Below are 1,014 nucleotides of genomic sequence, written 5' to 3' on the forward strand. Positions count from 1 at the left end.
CTGTCAAGTCACCCGGAGCAGGCACATCAGCAATACACTCGTAAGAGGTATCTGCAGGCGCACTAGGAGCCACAGGCGCAATGGTATCGGCTACGGTAATAGTCTGAGATACAGAGCTTGAGTTGTTACAGGCATCGGTAAACGTCCAAGTACGTGTAATAATAATGTTACAAGGATCCGAACTATCTGTAGAATCAGAACCGGTAACTGTAATATCACCTGCACAGTTATCGTTAGCTGTCAAGTCACCCGGAGCAGGCACATCCGCGATACACTCGTAAGAGGTATCTGCAGGCGTACTAGGAGCCACAGGCGCAATGGTATCTTCAATTGTGAAAGTAGCAGTAGTTGAGCTAGAGTTACCACAATCATCGGTAGCTGTAAAGGTAACCGTAGCAGAACCCGTCTCACCACAATCGTCTGATAGACCAGTAAAGTCATTTGTCCATGTGACATTTCCACATATATCAGTTGCTGTGGCACCACCATTATTAGACAACCAATTGTTTAAATCAGCTGTATTACCAGATCCATCACATTCGACTGTTAAATCAGATGCTTCAACATCAATTGTTGGAGGGATTAGATCTATAATTGTAAATAAAGCTGTTGTTGTATTTGTATTATTACAAGCATCAGTAGCTGTAAACCTGACAAGTGTTCTTGAAGTTTCTCCACATTGATCAATTACACTTAATATCTCATTTGACCACGTAACAGATGAACAATTATCTATTGCATTTGCACCTGCATTGGTATCAAGCCAAGCCTGAAATTCTTGTGTATTACCAAATCCATCACATAATACGGTTTGGTCTGCAGCAACAGTTGTAATACTTGGCGCAATGGTATCAGCCACCGTAATAGTCTGTGATACAGAACTTGAGTTGTTACAAGCATCGGTAAACGTCCAAGTACGTGTGATAATAATGTTACAAGGATCCGAACTATCTGTAGAATCAGAACCGGTAACTGTAATATCACCAGCACAGTTATCGTTAGCTGTCAAGTCAC

At 41.9% G+C, this 1,014-nt stretch carries 1 protein-coding gene; it reads right to left on the bottom strand.

The annotated features are described in order from the left end of the window. The coding region (locus K7G76_RS15325; RefSeq protein ID WP_456237536.1) for an HYR-like domain-containing protein at positions 1-1,014 on the bottom strand (1,014 nt) is incomplete at both ends.

Origin of the sequence: Hanstruepera marina, from assembly GCF_019880635.1 — a bacterium.
Taxonomy (GTDB): domain Bacteria; phylum Bacteroidota; class Bacteroidia; order Flavobacteriales; family Flavobacteriaceae; genus Hanstruepera; species Hanstruepera marina.